Raw genomic sequence first — 21,832 nt, forward strand, 5'->3', positions numbered from 1 at the left:
AGAAGATCAACACCAAGGGCGCTGCCCTTGTCATCCCGCTCTTGCCGCCGAGGGCTCGGGAGCGCGGTGCGGAAGAGCTGCACCGCCCTCCCAAGCCGAGGCTGTTTCTGGCGGGTGCGCGGTCAAGGGTGCGCTGCGCCCGTGCTTCCGTTCGCCGGAACGGTGGAGCTGTTCCGACGAGCCGGGAGCTCGGCCCCTGACCGGGATGTTGCAGGGTGGGCGATGCGGCCCAGTACGTTGCCGGAACTCTGCCGGTCGCGGTGCCGCATCACCCGGATCGTGCGAATGGTGTCCCAGAAGGTCTCACTCGCGAATTCATCGGTCACGCCAACGGGCACCGTCAGGAAGTGCGGCTCGTCGCGCACGCCTTCGGCCGGCAGTACCACGCCGATGACACGCAGCAGGCGCCACACCGGCTCGGGGTCCTCGTCCGGCCACACCATTTCGATCAGGACGGTCTGCCCCAGATAGCGCAGCGCGCTTTGTGCATCCAGGCTCACGCGGTCGTTATTCATGGCGGTAGTCCCCGGCGTCAAAGGTGGCTTTGCCCTTGATCAGATCGGCGCGGAAGCGCGCGAGGTTGACCATGCGGAAGGTGCCCATATCGAGGCTGGGAATGGTGCCGTCTTCCGCCCACTGTTCCGCTTCGGCGTACGACACGCCGCACATCTCCGCGAAGGCCGCGACGGTGCAGAGCTCGGGGGCTACTTGGGTTTTGCTCACAGTCGAATCTCCTTATCCATCAGTTGGCTGGTCAGCAGTGCCACGTTGACCATCATGTGTTTGCCGACCTTGTGGGACGGGATGTAGCCGTTGCGAATCCAGCCCCACACGATGTCGTGGCTGTCGCTCATGCGTATCCAGTCGGCGAAGTTGCGCCACGGCATCAGCGGCGGCGGGGCAAGCAGGTCTTTCAGAGTGAGGGGCGTTCCTTCCACATCCATGGGCTTTCCTGCACTATGTTGGGCTTTATCTTCCGGCCTTGAGCTGAGCTCAAGTCAATAATTACCTTTCGGCAAATGTTGATTTGCTGGATTTTTCGCGTCAATAGTTACCTTGTAGGAAAGGCTGAATTCTGGATATGGAAAGCTCCGCAGATAGGGCGCGATTACTGATCAAGCGGGTAGGCCCTAAAAAGCTCAGTCAATTGAGCGACGTTGACCACAGCCGTTGGCTGAACGTCAGCAAGGGCGCTGTGCGGGTGAGTACGGAAGAGCTCGACGTACTGGTGAAGGCTTTTCCTCAGTACGCGCTTTGGCTGGCTAGCGGAGAAATCATTCCGGAGAGCGGGCAGACAAGCCCAGACTACGACGAAGCAAATCGAAACTTGAGCAATCAAGACGCGGGATAAAACTCACTGCCGAGGTGAGTAAACGCTGGTACACATGGCGCTCCCGCAATGGAGCGACGGCGGAAGAAGACAGCAGGGCTGACCATTTAACGTCCAGCTCTGCTACGGATACACGCCCCATCGAGTGATCACGCCCAGGATGTCAGCAGCTCCGCTCGGAGAGTCTTCATCGACTCCGGCGCGCTGATCGCAATGCTTGCGACCTTGGGTCCGGTACGCGCAACGCATACCGCAATCCCCTGCTCCCTGATCTGCCGAATCAGGTCCTCATCACTCACATCCGGATTCGCGGTCAGCAGAATCTGCTCATTCGCGTGACGCTGAAGTACGAGATAGCTCATGGCTCCGCTCCATGTTGCGGCCTACAAATCGCACTAACATGGCAGAGCGAATCTACGCATCAAGGGCAGAACAAGTGTTTCGGCAAGGTCCGACTTATGAGACGCCATCGTCCTACGTATGGATTGGCCTAAGGGCTTTGACAGGATTAAAAATAGAGGGGCGTTGGCAAAAGGTATTTTAGCGGGTGAGTGGGGTAGTGGTCAGTAAAGATCGAATTTTAATCCAACCTCGTTTAATACTGCTTCGAACTCTTTGTTCTTTCTCAAGTAATCGGTGGATTCAAATTTCATAAACTGCATGGTGATCATGATGAGACGGAGTAAGGAGAAATCAGTAAAATTTATAAGCGTAAGGAAGTGAGCTCGTCTGTCTTCTAGGTTAAATCCTTTGGAGTCGCTTAATTTTTCATCAATCATTTTTACCATGACATAAAAAATTCGAGTAACCCCGTAGAGTTGGTCGCGTGAATCAACCCAATCCAAATACTGTTGGAAGTTTTTATCTCTATTAGATCCCCATCTGATTGTTTCTAGTTTGTCTTCAATCTCGATGACAGCTTCCGCTCCGCTTTTGTTGTTAAGGAATTGGGGCTTTCCAAATTTAATAGTCATAGACTCGAAGTATGCCTTCTGAGAGTCAAGCATATTAAATAGGTGTGCCTCAAACGAGCGCAGCGACTCCGTCTTTCTGTTGTTTCTTATTTCGTCACGCAAGTCTCTATTTGCTTCGTTTTGTAAGCTTAATGATTTTATTAAGAGGACTAGAGATATAAAGCTCAGCGCGGGATTCAACAGGCCACCTATGTAGTCGCCAAGCTGGCCCCAAACAGCTGGGTCGGGAGATATGCCGAATTCGAGTCTGTGGTGAAATTGCCAGACGTAGGCGGATACGGCAAGTAACGCAAATATCGCCGCTGTGATTACATATCTATTAATCACTGTGGTACCCTGTGATGATATATTTTACAACTTTCCCAGAGGCTAGGCTTATTGGCTTTGCGATTAGCCGCAAGTGCTTCCAATTGCGGTTTTCTAATCCGTTGTTGTGGTTTAAGTTTTCCGAAAATAACTTCTTGGCCTCTACGGCAACATCGTGATAACCAATTCCAAAGCCGAATGCAATTGTTTTCTCCTCGCCTTCGATCAAGAGGCGCCCGTTCCCGGTATTTATATTTAGTCGAGTAATGCTGGCTGTAATGTCTACTTTTTCATCAGATGCTTTTGCCTGTAGAACCAATGAGGTCTCACTATTGAATCTAGCAATTATGACGCGTTCTCCTATGGCGCGCCTGTATCTGATTTTGACATCGTGACCAAATTTTGTTGATACTTTATGGATGTTTTCCATGGACGATACGCGAAGTTGCTCCAATAACTCTTCGGCAACCACTCCTAGATCGTCTATAATGTCTTGGGCGGAGGGGGATAGATTGCGAGCCTCTAAATAGAGAGCCTCTCGCATGAAGTAAGATAGCAGTTCGGAAAATACTGGATTTCCAATATCGTTATACTTGGCTTGTAATTTGTCATCAAGAATCTCGATTCCGAATACTTGGCCATAAGATCCCTTAAAGGACTTCTTGAGGATCGTTCTTACTCTGTCCTTAGAGCGTTGCCGCTTTGGTACTTTTTTCGTTAATACAGTCTCTGTGATGCATCGAGTGGCATCAGAAGCGCCTCGCAGTGTTTCTAGCCCGGACTTCATATCCACTTCATAATCTGGTGTGTCAATAACTACATCAAGATCAATTGGCATATTTTTCCCTAAATACACAGGCAAGCAGTTCCACTGCTTGCTAATTTCAAAATGGATTTCGGATATTTAGCGGCAGCGCATAGCAGGGTGAATGGCATAATGCCACCTAGTGCTCGGCGGGTAAAGTGGAGCGCTGCGATACGCATTGGGTAAGTCTAGATTCCAGGCAGTGGCTCGCCAGCCTGTAGACTCCAATTGCATTAGTTCGAGTGCCGCCATCCAATTCGCTGCGAGGCGTGATGGTTGTCTCGTTGCATATTAAAAGCCCACAAATGTGGGACTCTTTGCTACGCGGCTTTCGATGCTTTTAGGTCGGAAACTAATTGGGCCATGGCTTGGCAGCGAGTTAGGTGGGACTCGGCCGCCTCCCTGGTGATGGTGTCATGGAGTCGGTAGTCTGCATTGACACGTTGCTCATGAAGCTGCTTCAGGGTATACCCTAGGCGGCGGTGCATGAGGCGAATTCCTTTGTCGCTATCTAGATTATTCTCATAGAAAACAGAAAGCTTCCTATGCGATGGGCCGGCAGTATCGCTGACAGGTGGGACACTGACCGTATCTGCATACTCTAAACCGATGTGATACACGCCATAGTAAGCTCGGGAGATTGAGCACCTAAATTTGATCTCGCTTCCAGGGGCTTCAGCGAGACTTTCGGCCGCCTCTGCAATGAAAAGGGACGGATCAGTTGGCATGTTACTTCCTTATTTTTAAATCATCCTTAGGCAACATATGCAGCTTCAGAGGGCGCTCCCTCTTCAGGTGCGTGAGCGACATTAAATATTAGCCTGTCCCAAGTCTCAAGGTCTGACTCGATAATGGCCTCGGTTATTAAATTATTCAGACGAGTTAGCTCTTCTGCGGATGGTGAATCAATATCTATTTCTGTATAGACGTGGTTGACACCATCGAACATGCCTGGAAGGACAACAGATGCGTCCGGTAGATAGCCGTTGCTGACTATGATGGACTCAACTAGCCCCATGGCTATCTTGAATTCACTCTCAGGTATGTTGGCGCGCGCTAAATTTTTCCTTATTCGCATAATGCTCTTCACGTCCTTGTTTTGAGCTATGTCATGTTCAGGATTGGCTTTAGAGAATCTTTCTATAACATTCTCAAATTTCGAAAAGTCTCCCGAGTAAATCATTGCATTTAGAAGCTCGGAGAGAATGTCTGCCGTGAGTGAGGCATCGAATGCTTGTAGGAGAGGAGTGATGGAGTCGCTACTTTTTCCGAGCCGTCTCAACGAAAGACCAAAATTCATATATTCGACTATGTCGCCAGACGCTTTAATCGATCTTTGATGGCTTTCTATCGACTGTTCAATATCGCCCGAGATTGAATAAAGCATACCCAGGAGCATATAAGCCTCCGCTGGGTTTGCTTTCTTAACTTGCTCAATCTCTCGCTTAAGAGCGTGCATCTCAAATTCAGATGGACGCCCTTTCTGCTTAGCCAAGGAGTTGAGGCGATCCGTAAGATCGTTCCCCTTAGTCTGCTGTACAGCCATATCCCCTCCTAGGGACACCCTGCAAATGGCACGCTAGCACTCACCTAGTCTAGGTGACGGCAGTGCCAAAAGCCGGGAAAAAAATTGCTCCCACCGCGCTGGGCGGTACGCCCAGCGCGGTGGGAGCGATTTTTGGGTAAAACCCCATAGGTGCTGATCGTGCGTCATGTCAACTCCCGTAGTCAATGCTGGAATTGCACGAACTTTGCTGCAGCCGACGGACAGCACAGCGGTGCTGAAGGACGGGCTCTGATTGGGGGGCGCTGGCGAGGCCTATAGGTGGTGGGAGCAGCCAAAAGCCCTTAGCTTGGCTGGCTGTCGAAAAAGTGTCGAATTCACTTGCCGATACTTGCCAGTGCTGTCCAGTACCACAGCGCTGAAAGCTCCGGTTTTACCGGTATTGGCCAATAGTTTTCATCAACAGGCATGGCAAAAATCGGGTTCAAATCCCTATCTCTCCGCCATTACAGATGGCCAAAGCCCCGAAGCTCATTGAGCTTCGGGGTTTTGTCTTTTCAGGGTTTGCCGATAAGGGAAAATCCGGGGCGGAAGGCGCTTCCTGCACATCTAGCCTGATCCTCTGCGCTGCCTTTCTGCACCCCGTCTTCTACGTACCCATTCCGAGCTTTCGCGCCCCAATCGATAAGGGGCTGGCTTCACGCACGCGGAAAGCGGCGAGAACGCGCAGACCGACACTTCCAGCGTTCCGCGTCGATCGACGACTCCCTAATGCTGCATCGACTGAATAAAACTCGCGATACGGCCATTCTGGGGTGAGCTGAGCAGCTCTTCCGGGCACCCGGATTCAAGAATCCCCCCATCCGCCACAAAGCAGATGCGATCAGCCAATTTTCGGGCGAAGTTCATTTCGTGGGTGACGATGATCATCGTCATGCCTTCCTGCGCCAGTTGGCGAATGATGTCGAGCACCCCGGAGACCAGTTCCGGGTCGAGCGCCGACGTCGGTTCATCGAAGAGGATCAGTTCCGGCTTCATCGCCAGCGCCCGTGCGATGGCAACCCGCTGGCGCTGGCCGCCGGAGAGTTGGTCGGGGTAGTAGTGCAGGCGTGCCGAGAGGCCGACCTTGTCGAGAATGACCTCGGCCTCGGCGATGGCTTCGTTCCTGGGGCGGTTCAGTACATGCACCGGCCCTTCGATGACGTTTTCCAGCACCGTCCGGTTGCTGAACAGATTGAACTGCTGGAACACCATGGGCATCTTGCTGCGCGCCATGCGCAGCTTGGACTCGCTCACCTGCTGGTAGGTCTGGTTCTGCTGGTGGCACAGTCGTTCCCCGGTGAAGGTGATTTCACCGGCGCAGGGCGTTTCAAGGAAGTTGATGCAGCGCAGCAGGGTCGATTTACCGCCGCCGCTGGGGCCGATGAGGAAGATGACTTCGCCGCGCTTAACCGTCAGGTCGACGCCGCGCAGGATCTTGGTGTCCCCGTAGGCCTTGTGCAGGCCCCTGATTTGCAGGATCGGTTCGGCGTTCATGATTTGGCCTCTGCCAGCTTGGCGGGAGTGGGGTTGCTGCTGATGCGGGCATTCGCGCGCAGATGGGCAGGCGTCAGGCGTTGCTCGATCCAGTGCACGGCGCGCGCCGCGACGAAGCTCAGCATGAAGTAGATGATCGCGACCATCAGGTAGACCTGCATGCTGAGGAAGGTGTTGGAGATGACGATGGTGCCGTGGCGCAGCAGTTCGTTCACCGCGATGAAGGACACCAGCGAGGAGTCCTTGAGCAGCGAGATGAAGTAGCCGCCGACAGTGGGAACGGCGATCTTGAGTGCCTGGGGCAGGATCACTCGGCGGTAGATCTTGGTTCGCGACATGCCAATCGACAGGCCGGCCTCCCGCTGGCCCTTGTCCAGCGAGAGGATGGCGGCGCGGAACACCTCGGACAGGTAGGCGCCCAGGTTGAGGCTCAGGCCCAGTACCCCGGCCCAGAAGCCGGGGAGCGTCAGGCCCACCTGTGGCAGGGTGAAGTAGATCACCAGTAACTGCACGACCAGCGGGATACCGCGCCAGATCTCCACATAGGTACGCAGCGGCCAGTCCAGCCAGGCGCAGCGCGCCAGTCGCCCGAGGGCGACGGCCATGCCGATGAGGATGCCCAGGGCCATGCTCAGCACCGACAGCTCCAGTGTCACCACTGCCCCTTGGAGCAGGAACGGGAAGTACTTGGGGATGAGGACAAAAAAGAAGTCGTACAAAGCGGGTACCCCTCTGTTCGTGTCGGACTCAGTTCTTGGTCAGCTTGGCTTGCATGGCGTCCCACACGCCGTATTTCTCGAGGATGGCCTTGTGCGTGCCGTCGGCCTTCATCGATTCCAGGGCGCCGTTGATGGCATTGCGCAGGTCCGTGCAGTCATTGCGCACGGCGATGGCCTGGGTGCCGTAGACATAGGGCGCCTTGGCTTCGGCCGCGGCCCATTCCGGCCGGGGTTGGTAGGGAATCGGCTCGCCGACCACGCGCAGGTTCTTCATGGTTTCTTCCTGGCCGATCAGGGTGCCCTGGTCGAGCAGCACGGCATCGGCCTGGTTGTTCTGCAGGGCCATGAAGGGTTCGCCGAAGCCGTTGAAGTCCATCACCTCGCCGACCACGCCGGCTTCCGCGAGGCGGTGGGCGTTGAGCGAGTCGTCGGTGCCGAGCACGGTGGCGAGCTTCTTGCCCTTGAGGTCGCCCATCGATTTGATCGGCGAGTCGGTCTTCACGATCACGTAGTTGAACGACATGAAATAGGGATCGGTGAAGCTGATCCCGGCGCTCTGTACGCGCTCCTGGGTGGCGGACATGGCGGAGAGGATGATGTCCCAGCGCTTGGACTTCAGGCCGGGGATCAGGGTCGTCCACTCGGTAATGACATACTCGGTCTTGGGCACGCCGATACGCTTGCCGATTTCCTTGAACAGTTCGGCTTCGAAGCCACCGTAGGTGCCGTCCTCGTTCTGCCAGATGAAGGGTTTGGTGCCCATCAGGCCGTTGCCCGAGCGCAGGACGCCGGAGGCTTTGACGTCCTCCAGGCAGCTATCGGCAAAGGCCAGGCCGGTGGTGCCGAGGGTGAGCATGAGAGCGCCGATCTTGAGTAGCGAACGTTGCATGTGCGTGTCTCCGATTGGGGCGGGGTCGGCAAATTGCCGTGTTGTGCTCGACGGGGTGCAAGGTTGCTTGGGCGTATCGGGTCAGGCCGGGGCGAAGCAGTAGGCGGCGAGCTTGTTGCCGTCCGGATCGCGGGCGTAGGCGGCATAGGCATGCGGCGCCCAACCACGCGGGCCCGGCGCGCCTTCATCCTTGCCGCCTGCGGCCAGGGCTGCGGCGTGGAAGGCATCGATCGAAGCCCGGTCCGGCGCTTCGAAACTGACGGTCATGCCATTGCCGACGGTGGCGGGGGCGCCGTTCGCGGGGGAGAGGACGAAGAAGGAAGGCTTGTCCTTCCCCCAGATCGACCCCTTCTCGCCAAGATCGGCAACGCGCTGGAGGCCGAGCTGGCCGAGCACGCTGTCGTAGAAGATCCGCGACTTGGACAGGTCGTTGGTGCCAACGGAAACGTGAGTGAAGATCGCCATCTTGTTCTCCTCGATGTGGCTATACGTGGTGGGCTTTCGCAAGGGCGCGCGCTTCCTGCCACCGGGAGGTGGCGACGATGGGCGCTGAAGGAAACGAAGTGGATGAGGGGTACTTCCTTCGTGCATTGGCACGAAGGCGTTGAGTCGGTCCGGGATGTGGAGGTCGCAGGTCTCCAGCGAGATCCAGGCGGGACGCGTGAATACCCGCCCGCTGGGCGCGCCCGGTGAGGGGTAGGCGCGGCCGAGACGGCTCCCCGGCCTGGGTAGCCGCTGTCGCACAAGGCTCGATCATGTGGATGACCTTCGATTCTGGTTCTTGTTCTTATTGTTGGAGCGAGCTCGGGCTCGCTCTCTCGAAACCGTCTATCCGGGGTGGGCAGCCCCTCGGCACGCGGGCGCGGAAGCTCAGGCGTCCTGACGCCAGACGACCGGGAACCAGTCCTCGCGCATGCGTTCGCCGTTCTTCAGGTTGATCCCGGGGAAGGGCGGGGACGTGCGTCCGGGGCGGGCGACATAGCGGACATCGTCACCGATGAAGCGGGTCGAGAAGGCCCTTCTGCGACCGCTACCCTGGTTGCCGGCGGCGCCATGCACGGTGCGGAAGTCGAAGACCACCGCGTCGCCCGGCTCCAACTCCGGCGAAAGGATGTTGAACTCGCCGTTGCTCACATCCGGCATGTCCATGAAGACACTCTCGCCGGTAGCGGAGTTGGTCTCGCCGTAGAAGTCCTTGTTGCTGGCCCAGCTTTTCGGGCGTACCGGCTTGGGCCAGAGGTGCGAGCCCAGCACCAGGCTCAGGGTGTTGAGCTTGGTCACCGGGTCGAGCGGGATCCAGTAGCTGGCGGTCTGCAGGCCGTCTACGCAGTAGTAGGGCAGGTCCTGGTGCCAGGGCGTGGGCTTGGAGGTGCCGGGCTCCTTGACCAGAATGTGGTCGTGGAAGACCTGCACCTGGGACGACTGCATGAGCGATCCGGCGATGCGCGCGGCGGGGGAGTTCATGACAAAATCGGTGAAGGTCGGGATGCGCTGCCAGTTGCAGTAGTCTTCGAAGAACCGGCCGCCTTCACCCGTGCCGACGTTCTCGATGGCGAACGGGCTGGGGTGGGTGAGGTTCTCCTCGAAGCCTTCGCGCAGGCGTTCGATCCATTCGCTGAAGATGCCGCGCAGGACGACAGCGCCATCTCGCTGAAAGATCTCGACATCGGACATCATCAGGCTTGCTCCTCTCTTCTTATTGGTTTTCGAGGAGTATTGCCTTGGGGGAAGAATAGGGAAAATATATGTTTCTTATTCTTGAGTATAGGAAGACATGATAGGTTTCTCCTTCCGCCAGCTCGAATATTTCGTCTCCGCCGCCGAGCATGGAAGCATCAGCGCGGCGGCCAGGGCGCGGCATGTCTCGCAGCCTTCGGTGTCCCTGGCGATCTCTCAGCTGGAGGACACCCTGGGTGAGCGCCTGTTTCGCCGGCAGGTCAGCCGCGGGCTGGAACTGACGCCTGCGGGAGCGCGACTCCTGGGGCAGGCGCGCGACATCCTCAACATGGCGGCCGCCATGACCGTCGAGCACGATGAACGGCAAGCCTTGCGAGGCCAGCTCACGCTGATCTGCTTCCAGGACCTGGGCCCGTATTTTGCGCCTCGGTTGTTGGCGGGCTTTCGCGCATTGCACCCGGAAGTGCTGGTCACGCTGTTCGAGACCGACCTGGCCGGCGTGCATCGCACCCTGAGCGCAGGGAAGGCGGAGCTCGCCCTGACCTATGAGCTGGGACTGGACCCGCAGGCCGAGCGGCAGGTTCTCGCGCAGCTGCCGCCCTATGCCTTGTTACCCGCCAATCACCCGTTGGCGGCACAGGCCGAGGTGTCGCTGTTCGATCTGGCCAGGGAGTGCGTGATTCTCGAAGACATCGCGCAGACGCGGGAGTATTTCCTCTCGCTGTTCTGGGCGCATGACCTGCATCCGCTGGCGCAGCAGTACACGCAGACCTTCGAGATGCAGCGCGGACTGGTGGCCCACGGATACGGCGTGGCGTTGTCCTGCACCCGCCCGGTGGGTGACCAGAGCTATGACGGCAAGCCCATTGCCTGTCGCCCCTTGCGTGAAGAGGTCAAGCCACAGCGCGTCGTGCTGGCACAGTCCAATGCGATGCGGCCTTCTCTGGTTGCCGAGGCATTCATGCGTTGGGCGGCCACTCAAGTCCAGTAAGACGTCCCTCTTCTCTCGTGGCACCTGCAGCCCTATCGAACTGGCGCATTGGAACTGCCTGATCTAGGTTCGAAGAATTCCGTCTCTGCTCTGGTGCAGGTCGTAAGTGCAGGTTGGCAGTGGTCGTCAGAACCAATGTCGGGTCTTTGATATCGATTCCAGGGGGGGCCATATGAAAGCCAGAGGCTTCTTGATCAAGTACTTCTTCGTCAGTCTTCTAGTGGCGATTCTGCTGGCGACCTTGAAGCTTGGCGGACGATCCGGCAATGCCATCTGGCTCCACTTGTTTGCGGGGCTTTTCTTTCTGTCGGGGCTGTTGTTCAACCATCTCAAGGACAACTACGGAAAGATCACTGACGGGCACATGTACAAGATCACCGCCGGGGTCTGCCTGCTCAGCTTCTTATTCATTCCAGCCTTTTCATGGCATGTGCCGCCCGCCACTGCCCTGGGCTACTTCGTGAGCTTCGCAGCGATCAACGCAGTGGCGGTCTATGTGATTTCGTTTGTTTCGATCAGGATTATCGAGAGCGCCCCTTCCGGTGGAGATGAAGGATAAGCAGGTCCCTTTCCTGGACTGGATAGATAGCGAGCGGGCAGGCGGGGAATAGTGATCGTTGCGGCGTTTCAAATACCTGGGACGAGCAACGTAAGTCGGGTGGATGCGAAAGCTTTCAATCGTTTAGGGCAGCCGCTTAATACCTCAGATTCATTCTGAGCGATTTAGCCTTATTGGAATCGAGTCGTTGGGATTTCGCACCATCACCCGCAATACCCATCCATCTTCTCCCGATTCCTCTGGGTCGGCTCCGCCTGATACTGCTGACGCCAGAACTGACAGGGCGCGCTGTTGAAGCGCTTGTCCTGCTCCGCTTTCTCGGCCTCCCGGTTCTGCTGTTCCTGCACGGCCTGCTGGCGTTGCTGGTATTGCTGGAACATCTCTTCATTGCTGCGAGGGGCAGGGGGAGCGGCCGGAATTGCCGCGGGTGCCGCGGGCGCTGTGGCCGGATGGCTGGCCAGAAGGGGTGGAACATCACGCCAGATCAGCCAGCCGGTGGCCGCCACGGCCATGCAGCCGAGCCAGATGCCGGCGGCGATGCTGAGGATGAGTTTCCAGGCGCTGAGATGGGTGGGTGTGTGGGGCATGAGGAGCAGGGGCGGGTGAGTGGGTGGACCCCACTGATACTCCATTGCTGCCGATCAGGAAAGAGGCGAGCCCGCGACGCCTTGGCGGTGTCGCGGGCACGACCTTATTTCTGGGCGGAGGCGTCGAAGGCTTCCATGGCGCGCAGGGAGTAGACATAGGCGGCGCCGGCGTTCATGGCGATGGCGGTGGCCAGGGCCTGGGCGACTTCGGCCTCGGTGGCGCCGGCCCGGCGTGCGGCTTCGGCGTGTACGCCAATGCAGCCGTCGCAGCGGGTGGTGATGGCCACGGCCATGGAGATCAGCTCACGAGTTTTGGCGTCCAGGGCGTCGCCATCGGCGGCGGCGACTTCCAGCGCCTGGTAGGCGGCGATCATTTTCGGGTGCTTCTTGCCCAGGGCGCCGAAGGCTTTCTTCACGGCAGGGACGTATTCGGACCAGTTGAACAGCATGATGCTTCTCCTTGAGACCACGGAAGGGAGGGATGTGGCCTTGAAGCTTAGTCTGCGTCAGCCGGTCGGATGGGTATTGTCTGTTCCGCTCGGTTTTTTCATCGATAGGCTCGACATGCCGCCCGGAGGGTTCAGTAGGCGTCGAGGATCTCGTAGCGCTGGCGGGCGTTGCCCTGGCCGATTTCCAGCTCGTCGCCCGGTAGGCGATGCAGCAGGGCGCTGCCCAGCGGGGCGCGAGTGGTGATGACGAGGATTTCGGTACCCTCGTGCTGCACTTTCAGGCCGGCGGCATCAGGGCCGAGGAAGACCCAGCGCTGCTGGCCACTGTCGTTGACCAGCTCCACCAGGGCGCTGGTCTGGATGCCGGATTGCTCGTCGAAGTCGCGCAGTTGCAGGTTCTCGAACAGCGACAGTGCCTGGCGGATTTCCTCGACGCGGCGCGACTGGCCGGCGGCGAGGTAGGCCGCTTCGAGACCGAGGGTGTCGTACTTGTTCTCGGCGATGTTTTCTTCGTGGGTCGCTGTTTCATGGGCCGTCCTGGCGGCGCGCACGGCGACGTCCAGGTCTTGCGCGAGCCTGGCGAGAATGCGTTGGTAGACCTGCTGTTTGTTCATCACGGGGGAGTCGTCGGTCGGGCTGTGTATTCTGCGGGCTTTACCGCCGCGAGGCGACAGGCGTGGCCGGAGAGGAAGTAGCTGTTCGTGTTTTTTCAGCATTGAGTGGTATATTTGCTGTAAATACACGTTAAGGAGGTCGCCATGAGTGCCCTGTTGCGCGAAAGCCCCGCAGCTGATGCCGTACTGGCCAAGGCGGTACTCACGGCGCGCGAACATCTGGCGATGACCCAGCAGGAGCTGGCGACGATAGTCGGGGTGGAACGTAGCGCCGTCAGCCGCTGGAAGCAAGGCGGTCTGCGGGTGGACAGCAAGACTGGCGAACTGGCCCTGCTGCTGGTGCGTGTCTATCGCGCGCTGTTCGCCCTGTTCGGCGGCAACCTGGAGGACATGCGCCACTTCCTGCGTACCGAGAACCGGCACCTGAGCGGCGTGCCGCTGCAACTGATGGAGCAGGTGCAGGGGCTGGTGGCGGTGGTCGAATACCTGGACGCCATCCGGGGCAAGGTCTGAATGTCCTTCGAAACGGGCGCCCGCATCTGGGCCACGCATGAACCGGAGTCGGTCGTCACCTCCATCCGCGGACGCCTGGTGCGCCTGGTGGAGAGCCAGGGGCAGGTGGCCACGCTACAGCTGGTGGACACGCTGGCCGAGCAGGCGTTGCTGGAAGAGCTGCTGGAAACCAGCAAGCCACGCGTACCGCCGCCTGCCGCGCACCTGCACTATCTATTGAAGACGCCGTTTCGCTATCCGCCGCTGCGCTGGGGCTCGCGCTTCGGCCGGCGGCATGAGCCAAGCCTGTTCTATGCGGCGCTGAAGCTGGACACGGCGATGGCGGAGTCGGCCTTCTATCGCTTCGTGCTCTGGGAGGGGATGGCTACGCCACCGCCGAGTGGGCGGATTCTCTCCGAGCACGCCTCGTTCGAGGCACGCTTCCAGGTACAGCGCGGCGTGCGCCTGCAGTTGCCGCCGTTCCGCGAGTACGAGCCGGCGCTGCGAGATCCGTCGGATTACCGCGTCGCCCAGGGGTTGGGCAGCGCCATGCGCGAGGCCGGGGTCGAGGCGTTCGAGTACCGATCCGCGCGTTGCCCGCACGGCGGGGTGAACGTTGCGCTGTTCGCGCCATCGGCCTTCACCGAGAAGCGACCGCGCAACCTGATGCCCTGGCTGTGCGAAACCACGGCGGAGTACGTTGCCTTCAAGCATGCCCAGGTGCCGGATACACCGCGCCTGTTCCCGCGCACGCAGTTCCTCGTGGACGGGCACCTGCCGTATCCGGCCTGACCGTTTGTCGTGCCGTGGCTTGCCGTCGCCGGCATCGGTGTAAGGTGCGGGATGGTCACGCAGGGAGTGCAACGAGATGGATATACGGATAGCCGTCCACCCCGGCGACAGTCGTCGCTGGCGGGTCTACCTGAACCAGTTCTTCATCGATTGCGACAGCCGCGGTGCGGCTGAACGTGCGTTCGCGCGGGCCTGCGCCGCTGAGCGGCAGTTGGCCTCGCTGCCCAGTCCGCCCATGGTCGTCCGCTCCGAGCGGCGGCGCGCCCGGCGGGTGGCGTGGGCATGAGCCGGCTATTCCTGCCTTCATCGACTCCGCTCCGGATGGTCCGGATATCGGCACGAGCTTCGCCTGGCTGATTCGATTGCCGTTCGCTTTCCGCTCCACATCCTCCCTTCCACTGCCCTCGAATAGGGCGGTCGGCTGCACCCTGGCGCGCACTTGTGCACAACGCTGATGCGCCCTGTCAAGCCCCTGCAATATTGCATTTAGCCACTTGCTTGTTTCTCTTGCGTTTTTTAACTTATTGAAAAGTAAGGGAAATTTTCGTTGGTGAAAAAATCGCCAATCTGTCACGCACCCCCGTCTTACTGGGGGTAGGGCACTTTTTCATCACGTTTTCCACCAACTTATCCACAGCTTCTGTGGATTGTCCCGAGCGCTTGCTCAGGAGCCCTGTTCCAGGGCCTTTACAGGCGACAAGGCGTCTCCAGGTAGCCGCTGTTAGTATTGCGCGATTGTTTGTCACACCCCGGAGTCCTGCATGCCCCTCGACCTCTCCGCCTTGTTGCTCGGTGCGCTTGCCGGCCTGTTGCCCATGGCGGCGCTGGCCTGGCGCCTGCAGTCGCAGCGTGTCGCCACGGAGCAGGATGCGACCCTGCTGCGCGAGCGCCTGGCCAATGCGCAGCTTGCGCAGGACGGCTTGTCCGCCCAGGCCGAGGCGGATCGTGAGGCTTTCCAGCGACTGAGTGGCAGGCATGGCGAATTGTCCGCCGAGGCGGCCGCTCTGCGTCGCGAGGTTGAGCTGGGCCGGCAGGAGCGTGAGCGCCTGGGCGCGTCGGAGCAGGACTGGCAGGCCGAGCGGGCTGACAAGGAAGTGGAGCTGCGTCGCCTTTCGGCCGAGCATGCGGCGCTTTCCGCCGAGTTGCGCGAGCAGCAGGACAACCATCAGCAGCGCCTGGGCGACTTGCAGTCGGCGCGGGATGACCTGCGCGCTCAATTCGCCGAGCTGGCCGGGAAGATTTTCGACGAGCGCGAACAGCGCTTTGCCGAGTCCAGCCAGCAGCGCCTCGGGCAGTTGCTCGATCCGCTCAAGGAACGCATCCAGTCCTTCGAGAAGCGGGTGGAGGAGAGCTACCAGGCCGAGGCCCGAGAGCGCTTCTCGCTGACCAAAGAGCTGGAGCGCCTGCAGCAGTTGAACCTGCGCCTGGGTGAGGAAGCCACCAACCTGACCCGCGCACTGAAGGGGCAGAAGACCCAGGGCAACTGGGGCGAGCTGGTGCTGGAGCGCGTGCTGGAGCATGCCGGCCTGGAGAAGGGCCGTGAGTACGAAACCCAGGTCAGCCTGCGCGCGCCGGACGGCGAGCGCTTCCAGCCGGACGTGCTGATCCGCCTGCCCGGCGACAAGCAGGTAGTGGTGGACGCCAAGGTCAGCCTGACGGCCTATCAGCAGTTCATCGCCGCCGAGGACGAGGTGATCCGCCAGCAGGCGCTGAAGGCTCATGTACTGTCGCTGCGCAGCCATGTGAAGGGTCTGTCCGACAAGGACTACCGCCGCCTGGAAGGCCTGCACAGCCTGGACTTCGTGCTGTTGTTCATGCCAATCGAGGCAGCCTTCTCGGCGGCGCTGCAGGCCGAGCCGAACCTGTTCCAGGAGGCCTTCGAGCGCAACATCGTGATCGTCAGCCCGACCACCCTGCTGGCCACGCTGCGGGTGATCGACAGCCTGTGGCGCCAGGAGCGGCAGAACCAGAACGCCCGCGAGATCGCCGAGCGCGCCGGGGCCCTGTACGACAAGTTCGTGCTCTTCGTGCAGGACCTGGACGAGATGGGCACCCGCCTGCAGCAGCTGGACAAGACCTACGCCGCTGCGCGCAACAAGCTCTGCGAAGGGCGCGGCAACCTGATCAGCCGCGCCGAACAGGTAAAGCTGCTCGGCGCGCGGGCGAGCAAGAACCTGCCGACGGACTGGCTGGAGCGCGCGTTGAGCGATGATTCGCCGCTGGTGGAAGAGGGCGAGTAGGGGCGGCTGGGGACGCGCCTACAAAAAACACTGGGCGATCCGTCAGAACAGCGAGTAGGGCTTGCCCGCCGTGCCATCGGCGAATCGCTGCAGCCGGAAGGCGTGCAGGTCCATTCCGGGATCGCCCCTGTGTATCCACTGGCTCATCAACTGGCCGACGATCGGCCCCATGGCGAATCCATGGCCGCAGAAGCCCGTGGCGATCAGCAGTCCGGGCACTTGCGCTGGTGCATCGAGCACCGGAATGCCGTCGGGCAGCACGTCGATCAGTCCCGCCCAGCTTTCCACGACTTTCACATCGCGTAGTGCCGGGAAGGCCTTCGCCAGATTCTGCTGTGCCGTGAAGACACGCGCGGTGTTCGCCTTTACCTGCGGATCACGCTCACCGAGTACCGGGCCGTTCACGCTTCTTTCCGAACCGGGCAGGCGCTGGCACAGGTCATGGAAAAGCGCGCCATTGAGCTTAAAGGAGAAGCCCGCGCGGTGCTCCGGCAGGTGCGGCAGATAGTGTTTGGCCCCGCGCAGGTAATCGAGGTTGAGGTCGATGTCGGCCTGGGTTTCGTCAGCGAGGTTGATGCTGCCATCGGCGCGCTGGCGGAAGCCGATTCCATGGCCGATGAAGCTTTGCGCGCCGACGTCCGGGCCGGGGCTGGTGCGCGAAACGGTGCAACGTACGGCCTGTTGCGGCAGCTCCAGGCCGAGGCTCTGCACCAGGCGCCAACTGCTGGCGCCCGCGCAGACCAGCAGGTGTCGGGTTTTCACATAGCCGCGTTCGGTTTGTACGCCGCAGATGGCACCGGCGGCGCGATCGCTGCCAGTGACGCCACAGCCTTCGACGAACAGTGCTCCGCGTTCGATGGCGCGCAAGGCGTAGCCGGGAGCGACGCGGCGCGGTTCGGCCTGGCCGTCATTGGCGGTGTACAGGGCGCCCAGTGCGGGGTCGCTCAGCGCCGGCATCAGTTGCGCGACTTCCGCGCGGCTCAGCAATCGGGTGCCGAGGCCGAAGTTGGCGGCGACCTTCAGCCAGTCTTCGTACTTGCGCTGCTGCTCGGGCGTTTCGGCCAGGTACAGGCAGCCGCCCTGGCGCCATTCCAGCGGCAGTTGCAGCTCCTCTTCCAGGCGTTCCCACAGCGGAATCGCCGCCATCATCAACGGCACTTCCGCCGGATCGCGCGCCTGTTGGCGGACGAAGCCCCAGGCGCGGGTGGATTGCTGGCTGGCGATCCCGGCCTTGTCCAGCACCAGTACGCTCAGGCCCTGACCGGCGAGCTGCCAGGCGGTGGCGCAGCCCATGATGCCGCTGCCGGCGATGACCACGTCCACCTGATCCGGCAGGCGCTCCACACGGGAGGAAAGGGCGGGGTGAAGCGGATAGGTTCCCATCGGCATACGGCGGCATCCCTGATTCGAATAACGGATGCCGCAGTATGCGATTGACGTGCGCCGCGCATCCACTGCGCGGGCGCGGCGACAGGCCCTATGAGGCGCGCGCGGCCCGGCTGGCGGCCGGCGAACGCGCCAGGTAGTCCAGCGCTTCCTGGGTGTTGGCTTCATGGTCCGGGTGGTACCAGGGCTTGAAGTAGCGCAAGAAGCTGGTGGCCAGGGAGCTGATCTTCGGCAGCACGCCGGACTTCGAACCATCACGCCAGATTGCGGCGAAGGAGCGCGGATTGGCGATGGTCGGGTCCTGCCGCGACAGGGTGCGGGTGCCGAAGGCGAACAAATAGATGATCAGCGGCCACACCACGAACATCCACAACTGCCGGCTGACAAAGGTGCCGCCCAGGTGCACGTGCAGGTCATGGGCGACATTGCGGTGCTCCACTTCCTCGGCGCCGTGCCAGCGGAACAGGTCGAGCAGCACCGGGTCGGCCTTGGCGCGGTCCAGCGCATCGGCTTCGAGAATCCACTTGCCGAGGATGCAGGTGAAGTGCTCCACCGCCGCGACGATGGCGCAGCGCTGGCCGATCCACCATCGCTTCAGCCAGGGGGTGCGATTGAACAGTTCAGTGCCCAGCGGCGTGTCGCTGAGCAACTGCTCGAACAGGTAGTCCATGACCTTCAGATAGCGCGTGGAGTCGATGCCGTGATGACTCAGGTAGCGCTCCAAAGCACCCGAGTGGGCGCGGGCGTGCATGGCTTCCTGGCGGATGAAGCCCTGCACGTCCTCGCGCAGCCGGCCTTCCTTCACGAAGGGCAGCGCCTTGTTGTAGAGCCGGCAGAACCACAATTCGCCCGCCGGCAGCATCATGTGGATGACGTTGATCGCGTGAGACGCCTCGGCCTCGCCGGGAATCCAGTGCAGCGGCGAATCGGTGTAGTCGAACTGCACCTTGCGTTGCACGAGCTTGTGATGATGGTCGTTCATGGCAGTTCTCAGGCAGTGAGATTGAGGCGGGCGAACAGGCGCGACAGCCAGGGCATGAAGCGCCATTGCAGGGCGCCCAGGTGCACTTCGCTGCCGACCTTCACCACCGGCTGGTTGCGCTCTACCGCGCGGGTGATGCGCTCGCCGACGGTGTCCGGGCTGAGCCGGCGCCGACGGTAGAAACGCTGCACTTTCGCGCGGTGTTTCGCCTGTTGTTCGTCATCCAGGCCGGCAAAGCGCGTGGCCTGGACGATACCGGTGTCGACGAAACCTGGGCACGCCGCGCTGACGCCGATGCCATGGCCGGCCAATTCAGCGCGTAGGCATTCGCTGAGCATCAGCACTGCCGCCTTGCTGGTGGCGTAGGCCGGGTAGTTGCGTGAAGGCGCGAAGGCCACGCCGGAGGCGACGTTGACCAGGTGCCCCGGCTTGCCGCTCTCCACCATCTGCATGCCGAACAGCCGGCAACCGTCGATCACGCTCCACAGGTTGATGCGCAGCAGGCGCTCCCATTCCTGCGGGGTGGTCTTGAGCATCGGCCCGGCCAGGCCGATGCCGGCATTGCTGACCACGACATCGGGCACGCCGAGGCTGCTTTTCACCCACTGGGCAAAGCGCTCCATGGCGGCACTGTCGCCCACGTCCACGCAATAGCTGTGAGCCGTGGCGCCGACCGCGCGGGCCAGCTCGGCGCTACGTTCGGCAGCGGCCGGGTCGATGTCTGCGGCCAGTACGCTGGCGCCGCGTTCGGCGAAACTCAGCAGGGTCGAGCGACCGATACCGCCGCCCGCGCCGGTGACGACCACCAGCTTGCCGGCGAACGGGCCAGAGCCCGGTTTCAGAGCGGCGCGCTGCAATTCCGGCGTGGCCTCGCCGCCCTCGATATGGCTGACGAATTCGTCGATCCACTTGCCCAGCCGGGTCGGTTCGGCGAGCAGTTGCCAGTGTCCGGCAGTGACATCGCGGCGCCACAGGCGCGGCGCCCACAGCGAGAGCTGCTGGAAGAGTTGCTGGCCGACGTAGCGGTCGCGGGTCGGCACGATGAGTTGCACCGGCACCTCGGTGTGGCGCTTGCGCGGCTTGAAGAGCGAGGTGATGAAGTTGGCCCGGTAGAGCTTCACCCCGTGTTCGCCGTCGCTGGCCTGGTGCGGGTTGCGCACCGGGTTGCGGATGCCCTCGACCTTGCGCAGGTACTGCGGCCACAGTTTTGCCGCGCCGAAGCGCCAGGACAGCGATGGCAGCAGCGGCAGGTGGAAGTAGTAGATGTACCAGGAGTGCAGCAGCTGGCTGAACATCTGCAGCAGCGCGCGCGGGGTCTTGTGGCGCAGGCGGTCGCGCATCCAGAAGCCGACGTGATCCAGGCAGGGGCCGGAGACGCTGGTATAGGACGCGATGCGCGCGCGCAGCTCGGGATCAGTGACGCTTTCCCAGGTCTGGATCGAGCCCCAGTCGTGGGCCACCAGGTGCACCGCGCGCTGCGGGCTGACCGCATCGAGCACGGCCTTGAGGTCCTGGCTGAGCAGTTCCAGTCGGTAGTCGCGGGTCTTGCGCGGCTTGTCCGATTCGCCAGCGCCGCGCACGTCGTAGGCCACCAGTTGGAAGCGTCCCGAGAGGTGGCGGATCAGTGGCAGCCAGGTTTCATGGTTGTCCGGGTAGCCGTGGACGAACAGCACCATCGGCAGGTGAGCCTCGCCCCAGCGCCACACGGCCAGGCGTACGTTGCCGGACTGCACGTCCAGCCGTTCCGGCGCCGGCAGGGTCTTCTCCAGCATGGCGTTCATGCCACCTCCCGCCGCGCCGGGGCGCTGATCAGGTCACGGGTGACCCAGCGGCGCACGTGGGGCAGGTCGTCGTCCAGCCAGTAGGCGTCGTCCTCGGTGACCACCAGCAGCTCCTCGAACTTGGCGCCCACGCCGCGCAGGCCCAGGTGCGGCTCGACGGCCCAGAGGCCGGGCGTGGGCGCATGTTGCGAACGATCATTGCTCGACCACAGCGGCGACCAGCCTTCGCGGCGGCCGGTGATCAGGGCGTTCTTCATCAGCGTGGCAATATTGCGCACGCCAAAGCGTGCGAGCGATGGACCGGTGTTGCGCGCGCCGAGTTTTTCCACGCGGTGCGCCAGCACTTCGAAGGGATAGGCCTTGTGTCGCGGCAGGGTGCCCTGGCGCTGGCACAGGCGGTCCACCGACTGGCTGACTTCGGCCAGCGGCAGGCGCTGGCGCACCTGCTCGACGATCAGGTTGCGGTGCGCCAGCAGGTCGTCCATCAGGCGCTCCACCAGCAGGTTGTGGCCGAGTGCGCCGGAGTAGCCTACGTCGGCGGTGTAGGCGCCCAGGGTCGGCGCGCAGTCGAGGATGAAGGGCATGCCTTCCTCCAGGCGCTGCTTGCCGGGGTAGAAGGCCAGGTTGAAGCCGCCCAGGTGGCGCAGGCCGTCGAAGCCCTTGAACGAGGTGCGCGGGCCGAACCAGGCAAAGGGCTGGTGGAACCAGTCGCGCACGCCGTGATCGAGCAGCCAGGTCTTCATCAGGGCGGCGGTCTCGCGCTCGCTGATGCCCGGGCGCAGTTCGCCGGCAATGGTTTCGCAGCAGCGATAGGCCAGCTGCTGAATCTCGCGGAAGTGCCGCAGGTCTTCGGAAGTGGGCACCCAGGCGCCTTGGGACATGGCCTTCTCCAGGCTGGTTGTTGTTATCGTGACATTGAGCAATGTCACGATCGATGCTGACCCATCGACGGGCTTTGCGCCATGCCGTGCGCGCCGGGTCTGAAGTGTTACCGGGGCGGGGAGCCACTGGTGGCGCGGGTTGCGGCCGGCAGGGCGGAATCTGGTGGGTGCAGTTCCCGTCTTTGGTTGGGCCTCGGGGATGAGAAGGGGATCACCGAAGGATTAATCCTTCCGATTGTTCCGGGGGCACGTCGATGGCTATCATCCGGCCATGAGCACACCCCTGAACCTCCTGCAGCGCCTGCTGCAACGCCCGGATGACGCGCCTTCCGCGCTGG

Annotated in this window: 27 protein-coding genes; 7 read left to right on the top strand and 20 right to left on the bottom strand. The window is 61.1% G+C overall.

What is annotated here, in order from left to right:
* Positions 1-122 precede the first annotated feature (122 nt).
* The 3 genes from GA645_RS08050 to GA645_RS08060 are packed head-to-tail and all read right to left on the bottom strand — an operon-like array spanning position 123 to position 944.
* The gene (locus GA645_RS08050; protein ID WP_152221610.1) at positions 123-515 is read right to left on the bottom strand and encodes a hypothetical protein; all 393 of its coding nucleotides are present in this window, start codon (positions 513-515) and stop codon (positions 123-125) included.
* Positions 508-723: a hypothetical protein gene (locus GA645_RS08055; protein ID WP_152221612.1), complete on the bottom strand. Its 216-nt coding sequence runs from the start codon at positions 721-723 to the stop codon at positions 508-510. The genes GA645_RS08050 and GA645_RS08055 overlap by 8 nt, the downstream gene beginning before the upstream one ends.
* Complete coding sequence (locus GA645_RS08060; protein ID WP_178119503.1) at positions 720-944, bottom strand: DNA-binding protein; 225 nt, start codon at positions 942-944, stop codon at positions 720-722. Before GA645_RS08060 ends, GA645_RS08055 begins: the two co-directional genes overlap by 4 nt.
* Positions 945-1,081: 137 nt before the next feature.
* Here GA645_RS08060 and GA645_RS29000 point away from each other — a divergent pair, with 137 nt between their 5' ends.
* Positions 1,082-1,351 carry a DNA-binding protein gene (locus tag GA645_RS29000; protein WP_152221613.1) on the top strand — a complete coding sequence of 90 codons (270 nt, stop codon included), beginning with the start codon at positions 1,082-1,084 and terminating at the stop codon, positions 1,349-1,351.
* A gap of 128 nt (positions 1,352-1,479) precedes the next feature.
* Here the strand turns inward: GA645_RS29000 and GA645_RS08070 are convergent, their stop codons facing one another.
* The 10 genes from GA645_RS08070 to GA645_RS08115 form a co-directional block, all read right to left on the bottom strand.
* Positions 1,480-1,692, bottom strand: a complete 213-nt coding sequence (locus tag GA645_RS08070) for a carbon storage regulator (protein WP_152221615.1) — start codon at positions 1,690-1,692, stop codon at positions 1,480-1,482.
* 201 nt (positions 1,693-1,893) lie between these two features.
* Positions 1,894-2,631, bottom strand: coding sequence for a hypothetical protein (locus tag GA645_RS08075; RefSeq protein WP_152221617.1), 738 nt, complete (start codon positions 2,629-2,631; stop codon positions 1,894-1,896).
* Entirely contained in the window at positions 2,624-3,448 is an 825-nt protein-coding gene (locus GA645_RS08080) for a hypothetical protein (protein ID WP_152221619.1), read from the bottom strand. The genes GA645_RS08075 and GA645_RS08080 overlap by 8 nt, the downstream gene beginning before the upstream one ends.
* Positions 3,449-3,735: 287 nt before the next feature.
* Entirely contained in the window at positions 3,736-4,143 is a 408-nt protein-coding gene (locus GA645_RS08085; protein WP_152221620.1) for a hypothetical protein, read from the bottom strand.
* 26 nt (positions 4,144-4,169) lie between these two features.
* Positions 4,170-4,961 carry a hypothetical protein gene (locus GA645_RS08090; protein WP_152221623.1) on the bottom strand — a complete coding sequence of 264 codons (792 nt, stop codon included), beginning with the start codon at positions 4,959-4,961 and terminating at the stop codon, positions 4,170-4,172.
* 726 nt (positions 4,962-5,687) lie between these two features.
* Positions 5,688-6,440 carry an amino acid ABC transporter ATP-binding protein gene (locus GA645_RS08095; protein ID WP_178119618.1) on the bottom strand — a complete coding sequence of 251 codons (753 nt, stop codon included), beginning with the start codon at positions 6,438-6,440 and terminating at the stop codon, positions 5,688-5,690.
* Positions 6,441-6,451: 11 nt separating this feature from the next.
* Positions 6,452-7,174 carry an amino acid ABC transporter permease gene (locus GA645_RS08100; RefSeq protein ID WP_152221627.1) on the bottom strand — a complete coding sequence of 241 codons (723 nt, stop codon included), beginning with the start codon at positions 7,172-7,174 and terminating at the stop codon, positions 6,452-6,454.
* Positions 7,175-7,202: 28 nt separating this feature from the next.
* The gene (locus tag GA645_RS08105; RefSeq protein WP_218572350.1) at positions 7,203-8,063 is read right to left on the bottom strand and encodes an ABC transporter substrate-binding protein; all 861 of its coding nucleotides are present in this window, start codon (positions 8,061-8,063) and stop codon (positions 7,203-7,205) included.
* Positions 8,064-8,144: 81 nt separating this feature from the next.
* Positions 8,145-8,528 (bottom strand): VOC family protein, encoded by a 384-nt coding sequence (locus GA645_RS08110; RefSeq protein ID WP_152221629.1) that lies wholly within the window; start codon positions 8,526-8,528, stop codon positions 8,145-8,147.
* A gap of 405 nt (positions 8,529-8,933) precedes the next feature.
* Complete coding sequence (locus GA645_RS08115; protein ID WP_152221631.1) at positions 8,934-9,740, bottom strand: phytanoyl-CoA dioxygenase family protein; 807 nt, start codon at positions 9,738-9,740, stop codon at positions 8,934-8,936.
* A gap of 97 nt (positions 9,741-9,837) precedes the next feature.
* On the opposite strand from GA645_RS08115, the gene GA645_RS08120 reads away from it, so the two are divergent.
* Positions 9,838-10,731, top strand: coding sequence for a LysR family transcriptional regulator (locus GA645_RS08120; protein WP_152221633.1), 894 nt, complete (start codon positions 9,838-9,840; stop codon positions 10,729-10,731).
* 190 nt (positions 10,732-10,921) lie between these two features.
* Positions 10,922-11,290, top strand: coding sequence for a hypothetical protein (locus tag GA645_RS08125; RefSeq protein ID WP_152221635.1), 369 nt, complete (start codon positions 10,922-10,924; stop codon positions 11,288-11,290).
* Between the two features lie 203 nt (positions 11,291-11,493).
* On the opposite strand, the gene GA645_RS08130 is transcribed toward GA645_RS08125, so the two are convergent.
* The 3 genes from GA645_RS08130 to GA645_RS08140 form a co-directional block, all read right to left on the bottom strand.
* Positions 11,494-11,877, bottom strand: a complete 384-nt coding sequence (locus tag GA645_RS08130) for a hypothetical protein (protein WP_152221637.1) — start codon at positions 11,875-11,877, stop codon at positions 11,494-11,496.
* Between the two features lie 104 nt (positions 11,878-11,981).
* Positions 11,982-12,326, bottom strand: coding sequence for a carboxymuconolactone decarboxylase family protein (locus tag GA645_RS08135; protein WP_152221638.1), 345 nt, complete (start codon positions 12,324-12,326; stop codon positions 11,982-11,984).
* A 131-nt stretch (positions 12,327-12,457) separates the two neighbouring features.
* Positions 12,458-12,940: a transcription elongation factor GreAB gene (locus GA645_RS08140; protein WP_152221640.1), complete on the bottom strand. Its 483-nt coding sequence runs from the start codon at positions 12,938-12,940 to the stop codon at positions 12,458-12,460.
* Between the two features lie 144 nt (positions 12,941-13,084).
* On the opposite strand from GA645_RS08140, the gene GA645_RS08145 reads away from it, so the two are divergent.
* From GA645_RS08145 to rmuC, 4 genes are all read left to right on the top strand, one after another.
* Positions 13,085-13,453: an antitoxin Xre/MbcA/ParS toxin-binding domain-containing protein gene (locus tag GA645_RS08145; RefSeq protein WP_152221642.1), complete on the top strand. Its 369-nt coding sequence runs from the start codon at positions 13,085-13,087 to the stop codon at positions 13,451-13,453.
* Positions 13,454-14,224, top strand: a complete 771-nt coding sequence (locus GA645_RS08150) for an RES family NAD+ phosphorylase (RefSeq protein WP_256676097.1) — start codon at positions 13,454-13,456, stop codon at positions 14,222-14,224. It abuts the gene before it with no gap.
* A 76-nt stretch (positions 14,225-14,300) separates the two neighbouring features.
* A complete protein-coding gene (locus GA645_RS08155) occupies positions 14,301-14,510 on the top strand; it encodes a hypothetical protein (protein WP_152221644.1) in 210 nt (69 codons plus the stop codon).
* Positions 14,511-15,099: 589 nt separating this feature from the next.
* Positions 15,100-16,464 carry a DNA recombination protein RmuC gene (rmuC, locus tag GA645_RS08160; RefSeq protein WP_178119619.1) on the top strand — a complete coding sequence of 455 codons (1,365 nt, stop codon included), beginning with the start codon at positions 15,100-15,102 and terminating at the stop codon, positions 16,462-16,464.
* Between the two features lie 42 nt (positions 16,465-16,506).
* Here rmuC and GA645_RS08165 read toward each other — a convergent pair whose 3' ends face one another.
* The 4 genes from GA645_RS08165 to GA645_RS08180 form a co-directional block, all read right to left on the bottom strand.
* Positions 16,507-17,853 carry an FAD-binding oxidoreductase gene (locus GA645_RS08165; protein ID WP_152221648.1) on the bottom strand — a complete coding sequence of 449 codons (1,347 nt, stop codon included), beginning with the start codon at positions 17,851-17,853 and terminating at the stop codon, positions 16,507-16,509.
* Positions 17,854-17,941: 88 nt separating this feature from the next.
* Positions 17,942-18,832 (bottom strand): metal-dependent hydrolase, encoded by an 891-nt coding sequence (locus GA645_RS08170; RefSeq protein WP_152221651.1) that lies wholly within the window; start codon positions 18,830-18,832, stop codon positions 17,942-17,944.
* A gap of 8 nt (positions 18,833-18,840) precedes the next feature.
* Entirely contained in the window at positions 18,841-20,613 is a 1,773-nt protein-coding gene (locus tag GA645_RS08175) for an SDR family oxidoreductase (RefSeq protein ID WP_152221653.1), read from the bottom strand.
* On the bottom strand, positions 20,610-21,494 hold the full coding sequence (locus GA645_RS08180) for a M24 family metallopeptidase (protein WP_152221655.1): 885 nt from the start codon (positions 21,492-21,494) through the stop codon (positions 20,610-20,612). The genes GA645_RS08175 and GA645_RS08180 overlap by 4 nt, the downstream gene beginning before the upstream one ends.
* Positions 21,495-21,832: the final 338 nt, after the last annotated feature.

Source organism: Pseudomonas sp. SCB32 (genome assembly GCF_009189165.1).
GTDB lineage: Bacteria > Pseudomonadota > Gammaproteobacteria > Pseudomonadales > Pseudomonadaceae > Pseudomonas.

Bases quoted from the DNA above. Each gene is read 5' to 3' on its own strand.
- GA645_RS08050 (WP_152221610.1), bottom strand. From the start codon at position 515: ATGAATAACGACCGCGTGAGCCTGGATGCACAAAGCGCGCTGCGCTAT.
- GA645_RS08060 (WP_178119503.1), bottom strand. From the start codon at position 944: ATGGATGTGGAAGGAACGCCCCTCACTCTGAAAGACCTGCTTGCCCCG.
- GA645_RS29000 (WP_152221613.1), top strand. From the start codon at position 1,082: ATGGAAAGCTCCGCAGATAGGGCGCGATTACTGATCAAGCGGGTAGGC.
- GA645_RS08070 (WP_152221615.1), bottom strand. From the start codon at position 1,692: ATGAGCTATCTCGTACTTCAGCGTCACGCGAATGAGCAGATTCTGCTG.
- GA645_RS08080 (WP_152221619.1), bottom strand. From the start codon at position 3,448: ATGCCAATTGATCTTGATGTAGTTATTGACACACCAGATTATGAAGTG.
- GA645_RS08085 (WP_152221620.1), bottom strand. From the start codon at position 4,143: ATGCCAACTGATCCGTCCCTTTTCATTGCAGAGGCGGCCGAAAGTCTC.
- GA645_RS08090 (WP_152221623.1), bottom strand. From the start codon at position 4,961: ATGGCTGTACAGCAGACTAAGGGGAACGATCTTACGGATCGCCTCAAC.
- GA645_RS08105 (WP_218572350.1), bottom strand. From the start codon at position 8,063: ATGCAACGTTCGCTACTCAAGATCGGCGCTCTCATGCTCACCCTCGGC.
- GA645_RS08110 (WP_152221629.1), bottom strand. From the start codon at position 8,528: ATGGCGATCTTCACTCACGTTTCCGTTGGCACCAACGACCTGTCCAAG.
- GA645_RS08115 (WP_152221631.1), bottom strand. From the start codon at position 9,740: ATGATGTCCGATGTCGAGATCTTTCAGCGAGATGGCGCTGTCGTCCTG.
- GA645_RS08120 (WP_152221633.1), top strand. From the start codon at position 9,838: ATGATAGGTTTCTCCTTCCGCCAGCTCGAATATTTCGTCTCCGCCGCC.
- GA645_RS08130 (WP_152221637.1), bottom strand. From the start codon at position 11,877: ATGCCCCACACACCCACCCATCTCAGCGCCTGGAAACTCATCCTCAGC.
- GA645_RS08135 (WP_152221638.1), bottom strand. From the start codon at position 12,326: ATGCTGTTCAACTGGTCCGAATACGTCCCTGCCGTGAAGAAAGCCTTC.
- GA645_RS08140 (WP_152221640.1), bottom strand. From the start codon at position 12,940: ATGAACAAACAGCAGGTCTACCAACGCATTCTCGCCAGGCTCGCGCAA.
- GA645_RS08145 (WP_152221642.1), top strand. From the start codon at position 13,085: ATGAGTGCCCTGTTGCGCGAAAGCCCCGCAGCTGATGCCGTACTGGCC.
- GA645_RS08150 (WP_256676097.1), top strand. From the start codon at position 13,454: ATGTCCTTCGAAACGGGCGCCCGCATCTGGGCCACGCATGAACCGGAG.
- GA645_RS08155 (WP_152221644.1), top strand. From the start codon at position 14,301: ATGGATATACGGATAGCCGTCCACCCCGGCGACAGTCGTCGCTGGCGG.
- GA645_RS08165 (WP_152221648.1), bottom strand. From the start codon at position 17,853: ATGCCGATGGGAACCTATCCGCTTCACCCCGCCCTTTCCTCCCGTGTG.
- GA645_RS08170 (WP_152221651.1), bottom strand. From the start codon at position 18,832: ATGAACGACCATCATCACAAGCTCGTGCAACGCAAGGTGCAGTTCGAC.
- GA645_RS08175 (WP_152221653.1), bottom strand. From the start codon at position 20,613: ATGAACGCCATGCTGGAGAAGACCCTGCCGGCGCCGGAACGGCTGGAC.
- GA645_RS08180 (WP_152221655.1), bottom strand. From the start codon at position 21,494: ATGTCCCAAGGCGCCTGGGTGCCCACTTCCGAAGACCTGCGGCACTTC.